Origin of the sequence: Marinobacter excellens LAMA 842 (assembly GCF_001574445.1) — a bacterium.
GTDB lineage: Bacteria > Pseudomonadota > Gammaproteobacteria > Pseudomonadales > Oleiphilaceae > Marinobacter > Marinobacter shengliensis.
The window spans coordinates 101,876-111,210 of sequence record NZ_LOCO01000012.1; the positions used below are offsets into that span (position 1 = coordinate 101,876).

Sequence of the window (9,335 nt, forward strand, 5' to 3'; positions counted from 1 at the left end):
TCAAACGCTGGCCGTAACCACACGGTTACGGCCAGCGGCCTTGGCCTGATAAAGCGCCCGGTCGGCTGCCCGGAACAGCTCGTCGAACTCCGGGCTGCTTTCCGGCCAGCATGCAATACCTGCCGATATCGTCAGGTTGCCCAACTGCTTTCCAAGGTATTCAACCTGAGATTCGGCGATGGTTACCCGAAGATTTTCCGCCCGCTGGCGGGCTTCCTCCCGTGACGCCCCAGGCATCAGAACCGTAAACTCCTCTCCCCCATAACGGCATACCGTATCGCTCCCGCGAAAACAGTTCTCAAGGACTCTCCCAACCATTCGCAGAACCTCATCTCCGGCATCATGGCCATGACTGTCGTTGAAGCGCTTGAAGTGGTCGATATCGAAAATCAGAAGGCTCAGTGGGCGCTCTGAGCGGATGGCGACCTCCCGCTCATGTCGGAATAACTCATCAAAGTAGCGCCGATTTTTAAGACCCGTCAGGCTGTCCTCATAGGAAAACCGTTGCAATTCGGATCGCAGGGCCAACCCTGACAGGGTAATCCCGATCTTCTCGACAGACTGATACACCCAGGCAACCACCCGGGCGGTGCCATAATCCTTCACGACGTCTGGCAGATTCGGGCGCTCCAAAAGCAACACGCCCTCAGGAACATTCCCGAACTGGGCTGGTTCAATCCGGAGCAGGAAACAGAGTTGTGCAGGTACGTCCTGGCTCCGCACGGGCAAAACGGTCTCCGTCAGGCCGGAAAGATCCTGTGTCAGGCTGGGTGGAAAGGTATTGGCAGCGGATCTACCCCAGAGGCTGGCCCGATCATAGCCGCCACCCGGGTTGCGCCGGTAGAAACAGCCGGCAATCGGCAAGTACAGTTGCGGTAGCGCCTGAAGCAAAGGCTGGAAAGCCTCTTCCACACCCGCACAGTCCTGCAGGGCAGCAATGGTATCTGCCAATTTCTGACTTTTCTTGCTCTCCAGCGCTAACAGCCTTGACCGCTCTACCTCTCGCTCAGCAAGCGCTTCAGCTCGAGCAGTGCGCTCAGCCACCTTGTGTTCCAGTTGAACGGTCAACTGATGCAACGCCTGTTGGGTTTTACCGTAATGCCACACCGAAATACTGATAAGCGCCAGCGAGAACGCCAGCGCCCCCCAACTGACCGGCACCCGCCCCCAGGGGAGAAAGCCATGGGCAACCGCCATATCCAGAATCAGCAGAACAATGAACACGCCACAGGTGAACAGGAATACTTGCTGCTCCCGATACAGGCTACTGAAATTCCTGACAACCACCGCGACCATTAATGCCAGGGAGATCAGCAAAACACCGTCAAACACCGGGAATGTGGAGGACAGGTTCACCAACCCGAGTAGCGCCAACATAAGGGCAAGGGCCGCAAACACCAGATGCAGCCACATCAGCCAGCGAACCAGGCGGGGGCGCCGGGCGTCGAGCCACTGGCTAAGCAAGAGCGCCAGTGCAACCGGAATCAAATAATAAGAGCCCGCTGCCAGATAGTCCCACAGCAGTGGCTGATACAGGATCAGCAAACTTGCCTGGCTTTCCGCCAGCAGCATCACGCCGGTCAGGAAGGCAAACAGCGCAATGCTGGCAAAACTTCTCTGGCGTCGCTGAATCAGGGCAAACACCAGAGCAAGAAGTGCAATCAGTCCGGACAACGCTGCAATGACCAGGCTCTCAGCCGAATTGCTGACGATGTGCAGCACCAGGTCCGGGTGGTCGAGAATGGCCACCTCACCCCATAACCCGATATCCGTGTAATTGGAGAACACACGGAAGTACATGGTTTCGCCTTCGTAGCCATCGGGCAACGGAATCTCGTGCCAGGGCCAGCCCTCGAATTTGCCACGTCCATGCTCGTCGAAGGTGCCGTACTGATACAGCAACTCGCCCCGGAACCAGACCTGCAGGATGATATCGACGCTGTAGATGTAAAGTGCCGGCGCATACCACTCCCCTTCCGGTAACGTCACCCGGAACCAGACATGTTCTTGCCCCTTGCGGCCAGGAGGGTTGGAAGGGAAGGCAATGTCGTGCCAGTGTTTGTCGCTGTCCGGTTCGTCCAGCCAAAGCGGTGTGCCGTCAGCCAGGAAAGGGGAGTCGCCCCAGCGATATTGCCACCCTTCATCCACTGGCTGCATGGCAGACAACGCCGGTTGGGACAGGCAGAGCGCCAAAACGAGTGTGGCAAGGCAGAATAAAGTGCGACAGGAAGAGGGGCGCAAAGCGAAACCTGCTGTTGGACGCTATGTTTTCAGTATAAACCGTAGGCAGCAGTTACAGAACTATTCTGGCGGGAAGAATTCAGGGCGGCACTGGGCCGCCCTGGCAGGAGGCCTCAACGGCCGGATTTCAGCATTTCCCAGAACTTTGCGTAGATCTGCAAAGCATCATCACCGATATCCGCCTGGAATTCAGCATTCTCCATATCCGCATCGGTCGGGTAGCTAGCTCGGTCGTTAGCAACGGACTCATCCAGCAACTCAAGCGCGGCCTGATTAGGCGTCGCGTAACCAATGTCTTCGCTGATCAGGGCTGCGATTTCCGGCTGCAACACAAAGCTGATGAACTGGTGGGCCGCTTCCGGGTTACGGGCATTCTTCGGGATCACGAAGCTGTCGAGCCAGGCAATGATGCCTTCTTCCGGGTACACGTATTCCAGGCTCGGCATGGTTTCCTTACCCATCACCGCCTCGCCGTTCCAGATCATGCCCACGTCGGCTTCGCCTTCCAGGTAGGGCATGCGGGGCGCATCAGAGTTGAAGGTGCGCACAGACGGCATCAATTCCGCCAGTTTTTCGTAGGCTTCTTCGATTTCCTGCGGGTCAGTGCTGTTACCGGAATAACCCAATACCCGCAGGCCCACGTGGAACACTTCGCGCATGTCGTTGGTCAGCATGACACGGCCCTGGAAGCGCTCATCCCAGAGATCTGCCCAGGCCGTCACCTCGCCTTCCACGTCATCGGTGTCCACCGCGATGCCAGTGGTGCCCCAGAGATAAGGAATGCTGTACTGGTTGTCCGGGTCAATATCCAGGTTCACCAGATCGTCGTCCAGGTTACCAAAGCCTTCAATCTTGCTGCGATCAATGGGCATCAGGAGGTCTTCCTGGCGCATTTTGCTGACGTAATAGGTCGAAGGCACAGCCAGGTCATAGGCAGCGCTCTCGTCCAGCAACTTCAGCCGGGCATACATGGCTTCGTTGCTGTCGTAGGTGGTGTAAACCACCTGAATACCGGTTTCCTCGGTGAACCTGTCCAGGACTTCCTGGGGCATGTACTCGGACCAGTTGTACAGGTTCAGCACCTGCGGGTCTTCAGAGCTACACCCGGTCAGGCCTATGGCCAGCATACCGGCCAGTGCCAGTTTCTTCATCGTCTACTCCTTAGCAATATCCATTGAGACAAGATCAACATGAACAGTGAGAACACCAGCAACAGCGTACCCAATGCATTCACTTCCGGCTTCAGCCCTACCCGCACCATGGAGTAGATGCGCAGGGGCAGAATTTCATAACTCGGGCCGCTGACAAAGGTACTGACGACCACATCGTCCAGTGACAGTGTAAACCCCAACAGCCAGCCTGCCACCAAAGCCGGCATGATCACCGGGATCAGCACCGTGCGGGTCATGGTGAAATCGCTGGCGCCCAGGTCCCGCGCGGCTTCCGGCAGACGTTCGTCAAACCCGCTCAGGCGCGCCATGACGGTAATTACCACAAACGGCAGACAGAAGGTGACATGGGCCAGCAGCAACGACACATAGCCCAGTTTCAGGCCCACTAACAGGAACAGCGCCAACAGCGAAATCGCCAGCACGATCTCCGGCGACATCATCACGATAAACAGCATGCCATTGAGCAGCTTCTTGCCCCGGAACCGGTAGCGGTGCAGAGCCAGGGCGGTGAGGGCACCAATCATGGTCGACACAGTGGCGGCAGACAAAGCCAGCCACAGGGAGTTCCACATGGCCTGCACCATGGCCCGGTTATTGAACAGCGCCTCGTACCAACGCAGGCTAAGCCCACCCCACTCATAGCCGCTGCGGGAATCGTTAAAAGAAAACACCACCAGCACGATGATGGGTACGTACAGCAGGACATACACCAGGGTCAGGTAAGTGCGGGGCAACCAGCGGCTCATACACCGTCCTCCCCGATGCGCCGCTTACTCAGGCGGTGAGCAAACATCAGAAACGCCATGGCCAGGGTCAACACGATACTGGCAGCGGCGCCGAAGGGCCAGTTACGGGCATCCAGGAACTGGTTCTTGATGACGTTACCCACCAGCAAGTTGCGGGAGCCGCCGAGAATATCCGGCACAAAGAACAGCCCCATGGCCGGCAACAGCACCAGCATAACGCCCGCCAGCACACCGGGCAGGGTAAGCGGCACAATCACATGAACAAAGGTCGCCAAGCGGCCGGCGCCAAGATCGTGAGACGCCCGAAGCAAATCGTCCCTCAGGTCATCAAAGACCGCATACAGCGGCAGGATCATGAACGGCAGCAGCAAATACACCAAGCCGACAATCACGGCTCCCTCGGTGTAAAGCATCCGCAGGGGCTCTTCGATTATGCCCAGGGACATCAGCGCGTTATTCAGCAGGCCATTGGTGGCCAGCAGCAGCTTCAGGGCATAGGTGCGCACCAGTGAATTGGTCCAGAAGGGTACGATCAGCAGGAAAATCAGCAACATTTGCCGCTGCTTGCCAACCTTGGTCAGCGCCCAGGCGAAAGGATAGCCGATCAGCAGGCAGATCAGGGTGGTCATGGCCGCCATGTACAGGGAGTGCAGGAACACATCCAGGTACAGGGGGTTCATCAACTGCCGGTAGGCATCCAGGTTCAGGGGCAGGGACAGAAAGCTGCCTGGGTCCCGGGTCATCACACTGGCGCCCACCACCAGCAGATTCGGGGTCAGTACCAGGAACAGCAGCCAGCCCCAGACCAGCACCAGTACCGCCGTGCGAAACGGCTGCTGCGTGACGCTACTCATCCAGGTTGGCTTCCGCTTCAGCTTCCGGACTCTCCATGGGAAGCAGCCATTCCCAGCCGTCCACCCAGCTGACCTTCACCGGCTCACCCAAACGGTAGTCAAAGGTGGGGTCGTCTTCATCGAAAAATTCCGACGCCAGTACCTCGGTGCCGTCGTCCAGGTGAATAACCGAATCCAGGGTGCTGCCCTTGTAGTTCCGTTCCACCACCTTGCCGGCTACACCGTCGTCGTCATCCGGCGCCAGAACCCGTATGTCCTCCGGGCGCAACAGAACATGCAACGGCTGGCCGTCAGCCACCGGGAAGTCGGGTTTGCGAAAGGTGCGTTTCAGGCCAAACACATCCACGGTAATGGTGTCATCGCCGTTGGCTTTGTCGATGCGGCCAGGGAAGAAATTGGTCTCGCCCACGAACCGGGCGGTGAACAGGTTGGCCGGACGCTCGTAAACTTCTCTGGGCGTGCCCAGTTGTTGAACCAGGCCATCCTTAAGAACCACCACACGGTCCGACATGGACAAAGCTTCTTCCTGGTCGTGGGTGACGAACACAAAGGTAATGCCCAACTCGCGCTGCAAGCGCTTGAGCTCTACCTGCATGGTGCGGCGTAACTTGTAATCCAGGGCAGACAGGGGCTCGTCCAGCAACAGCATCTTCGGCCGTTTGACCACCGCACGGGCAATGGCTACCCTCTGCTGCTGGCCTCCGGAGAGCTGATGCGGCTTACGCCGGGCAAACTCCTCCAACTGGACCATGGCCAGGGCTTCGTCGACCCGCTGGCGAATCTCGTGCTTCGGGCGCTTTTCCATTTTCAGGCCATAGGCCACGTTGTCGAACACCGACATATGGGGAAACAGCGCGTAGTTCTGGAACACGGTGTTGAGCGGGCGTTTCTCCGGCGGGGTGTGGGTCAGGTCCTGGCCACCCAGCAGAATCGTGCCGTCATCCGGATGCTCAAAACCGGCCATCAGCCGCAACAGGGTGGTTTTGCCACAACCGGACGGCCCCAACAGGGTAATGAACTCGCCATCAAGGATCTCCAGATCCAGCGAATCCAGTACCGTTTTGCCGTCAAATTGCTTGGAGAGGTTGCTCAGAGATAGCAGTGTCTGTTTCATCGGCCCTGCCCACAGAATGAGCGGCTTATTTTTCCAGAAACAGGGGCAAACAGAAAGGGGCGTCGGGATAATCCGCAATCCCGACGCCCCTTGATCTCAGCTTACTTCGGCAGGTTTGCCAACATGCTGCTCACTGGTCTGCAACGCTATCCAGATAGGCTTTGTCCGAAATGTTGGTCCAGGGCCGCACCTGGCTGAGGTAGTCGCGCTGGGAGGTGATGATTTCACGGGCCAGCTCGTCTTTCTCCGCGAATTCATCCAGCAGGCGATTTGTGGTGTCACGCAGGGCGTTGATGACTTCCGGCGGGAACACTTTGTGGGTGACGTCCGGATAGTCCTCGGTCATGCGGCTCCAGGCAACACCGCTCTCATGGGTGCTCTGGATGTACATGTCATAGGCTGCCGTGCGCATGGATACCCGCAGGATTTCCTGCAGATCTGCCGGCAGCGAATCCCAGGTTTTCTTGTTGATCAGGAACTGCACCTCCGCATTGGGCTCCTGCCAGCCGGAATAGTAGTACTTGGCGATCTGGTGAAAGCCCATCTGCAGATCCAGAGCCGGGCCAACCCATTCCACGGCATCAATGGTGCCCCGCTCCAGGGCTGTGTAAAGCTCGCCGGGCGGAAGGTTGGTGACAGCCACACCCAGCTCGGACATCACTTCTCCGGCAAAGCCCGGGGTGCGCATTTTCAGGCCTTTGAGGTCGTCCAGAGAGTTGATTTCCTTGCGAAACCAACCACCCATCTGGTTACTGGTATTACCACCCGGAAACGACAGCAGGCCGTAGGGCTCGTAGACCTTCTGCATCAGCGCCATGCCATCATCGTGGTAGAACCAGGCATACATTTCCGGCGCGATCATGCCAAACGGTATGGTGGTGAAGTACATGGCATTAGGGATGGTGCCCTTGTAGTAGTAAGAGGCAGTGTGGCCCATGTCGTACTGACCGTTGCGCACCAGGTCAAAGATGCCAAAAGGTGCCTTGTGTTTGTTTGAGGAATCGATCCGGAACTTCAGGCGGCCGTTAGACATTCGCTCGGCCATGGCAGCCATGTTGCGAGGCGCCTCACCCAGGATTTTGGAGTTTGGGCCCCAGGTTTCGGCCAGGCGGATGGTGTAGGTTTTCTCGGCCACCGTAAACGGGCTGGCCAGCAGGGCAACCATCGTAAGGGCCGCCACGAAGATTCTGCGCGTAGACATGGTGTTGGCTTCCATTGTTATTGGTTTCAGGGTGAAACGAACAAGTAATAGAAAGCCATGATAACCCTGGAGGCCGGCCACGCCAATGCGGCGGGCCGGTCCAGGGCATCCTCAGACTTTGAACTGCCCCACCAGCTCACGAAGATGCTCACCCAACCTGGCCAGCTCGTGACTGGCTTCGTTAGTCTGGGTAACACCGGTGTCACTGCGCTGGGCCGCATCAACAATGCGCACCACGTTCTGGTTGATTTCTTCGGCCACCTGGCTCTGCTGCTCCGCCGCGGTAGCGATCTGGGTCACTTGGTCATGAATCTGGGTCACCGAGGTCACAATGGTGTTCAGCGCACCGGTAGCGTGGTTGATCCGCTCGACGGTGGCTTCGGAACTTTTGCGGGAATGGTTCATTCGTTCAACAGAGGCCTTGGATTCGGCCACAAAGCCGTCAATCATTTCCCGGATCTGGTCGGCGGATTCCGCAGAGCGTTTGGCCAGTTGCCGGACTTCATCCGCCACCACCGAGAAGCCTCGACCATGCTCACCCGCCCGTGCCGCTTCGATGGCCGCGTTCAGGGCCAGCAGGTTAGTCTGTTCGGTGACCGCATGGATCACATCCAGAACCTGCTGGATATCATTGGATTTCTCCGCCAGGGCGTTGATGCTGGCCGCCGTGCTCTCCATTTCTTCTGACAGCTGGTTGACGGCTCCTTGCGCGCTGGTGATGGTTTCACCACCCTCACGGGCCATGCGGTCGGCGTCTGAAGCGGCGCTTTCCACTTCATTGGCATTGCCGGAGATCTGCTGAATTGTCGCTGCCATCTCGTTGATCGCGGAGGCAATCTGGTCCGTTTCCGAACCCTGCTCCTGAACCGACTGTCGGGTTTCATTGGCCACTCGGCTCAACTCTTCGGCGGCCGAAGCCACCTGATCGGTGGTCGAACCCACCTCCCGGATGGTGTCCTGAATCTTGATGACGAAATGATTGAACCGACGACCCAGTTCCGCCAATTCATCCTTGCCATCCTCCGGCAAACGCTGACGCAGGTCGCCATCACCATCGGCAATTTCCTGCATGATGTTGCTGACTTTGTTCAGGGGCGCTGTCACGGTACGGCCAATCACCAGGCCGATGATCAGGGACACGGCAACTACGATAACCGTCACCAACAGGATAAAGCCCATGGCCTCCGCCATGGCCGAATCGATTTGCTTTCGTGCCTCAACCAATACCCGCTCAATATCGGTTACGTAAATACCGGCCCCCACCATCCAGTCCCAGCCCGGAATAATAATGGAGTATGACACTTTCGGCTCCACCTCGCCCGAGGCGGGGTTTGGCCAGTCGTACTCGTAGAAGCCATCGGTTCCCGCCGCTGAAAACAGATCCCGAACCAGCTTCTGTGTCGTCGGGTTGGTCGTCGGCCCCTCACGGGAAGGGTCCGGAGCGTAGGCGAGATTGTCCAGATTACGGGCGTAGGCAAAAACGTAGTTATCCTTCCCGAATGTGATGGAGCGCAGCCGTTTGCGGGCTTCCTCGCGGGCTTCTCTATCAGACAACCCGGAGTTGTTCTTGGCATCCATGACCACTGCCCGGGCCGTTTCCACGAGGTTCTTCAGGCCTTCCTTACGGGCATCCAGAAGCTCTTCCCCCAGGCGTTCCAACTGGGCTTCTCCTTTTGCCTGGATCTGGCTGCCGGTGATCCAGGCAATGGTGCCCGCCGTAATCAGAACCGGCACAAGTACGCCAATCAACAGGCGGGCTCGGATGGTCAGGTTGCTCATAAAGGTCATGGTTCTGCTCCGGATTGTCTGCTCAGGCCTCGGGATTATCCACAGTGCCACGCACAATGCTGTTCCAGTTTGTTAACGCCTGTATACCAATACTTACTAATGAGTTCGAAAGTAAGCGAACATCATTTATAATGTAGGCTCCGTTCGCCAAGCTTATCGGATATTTACACACATGCGCCACGATGACGGTCGTAAACTTGATCACAAAACATTAGAAGC

The 9,335-nt window shown here is 57.6% G+C and carries 7 protein-coding genes; all 7 read right to left on the minus strand.

The features are described from left to right. The 7 genes from J122_RS11795 to J122_RS11825 all read right to left on the minus strand — a co-directional run bounded on the left by J122_RS11795 (position 1) and on the right by J122_RS11825 (position 9,116). Positions 1-2,157 (minus strand): GGDEF domain-containing protein, encoded by a 2,157-nt coding sequence (locus J122_RS11795; RefSeq protein ID WP_082780579.1) that lies wholly within the window; start codon positions 2,155-2,157, stop codon positions 1-3. A gap of 197 nt (positions 2,158-2,354) precedes the next feature. Continuing rightward, positions 2,355-3,392 (minus strand): extracellular solute-binding protein, encoded by a 1,038-nt coding sequence (locus tag J122_RS11800; protein ID WP_061332502.1) that lies wholly within the window; start codon positions 3,390-3,392, stop codon positions 2,355-2,357. After that, positions 3,389-4,159: a spermidine/putrescine ABC transporter permease PotC gene (gene potC / locus J122_RS11805; RefSeq protein WP_058093013.1), complete on the minus strand. Its 771-nt coding sequence runs from the start codon at positions 4,157-4,159 to the stop codon at positions 3,389-3,391. Before potC ends, J122_RS11800 begins: the two co-directional genes overlap by 4 nt. Then, positions 4,156-5,013, minus strand: a complete 858-nt coding sequence (gene potB, locus J122_RS11810) for a spermidine/putrescine ABC transporter permease PotB (RefSeq protein ID WP_058093014.1) — start codon at positions 5,011-5,013, stop codon at positions 4,156-4,158. The genes potC and potB overlap by 4 nt, the downstream gene beginning before the upstream one ends. Beyond that, positions 5,006-6,127 carry a spermidine/putrescine ABC transporter ATP-binding protein PotA gene (potA, locus tag J122_RS11815; RefSeq protein ID WP_061332503.1) on the minus strand — a complete coding sequence of 374 codons (1,122 nt, stop codon included), beginning with the start codon at positions 6,125-6,127 and terminating at the stop codon, positions 5,006-5,008. Before potA ends, potB begins: the two co-directional genes overlap by 8 nt. 130 nt (positions 6,128-6,257) lie before the next feature. Beyond that, the gene (locus J122_RS11820) at positions 6,258-7,328 is read right to left on the minus strand and encodes a TRAP transporter substrate-binding protein (protein ID WP_061332509.1); all 1,071 of its coding nucleotides are present in this window, start codon (positions 7,326-7,328) and stop codon (positions 6,258-6,260) included. 111 nt (positions 7,329-7,439) lie between these two features. Then, positions 7,440-9,116 (minus strand): methyl-accepting chemotaxis protein, encoded by a 1,677-nt coding sequence (locus J122_RS11825; RefSeq protein WP_061332504.1) that lies wholly within the window; start codon positions 9,114-9,116, stop codon positions 7,440-7,442. Between the last annotated feature and the right edge of the window lie 219 nt (positions 9,117-9,335).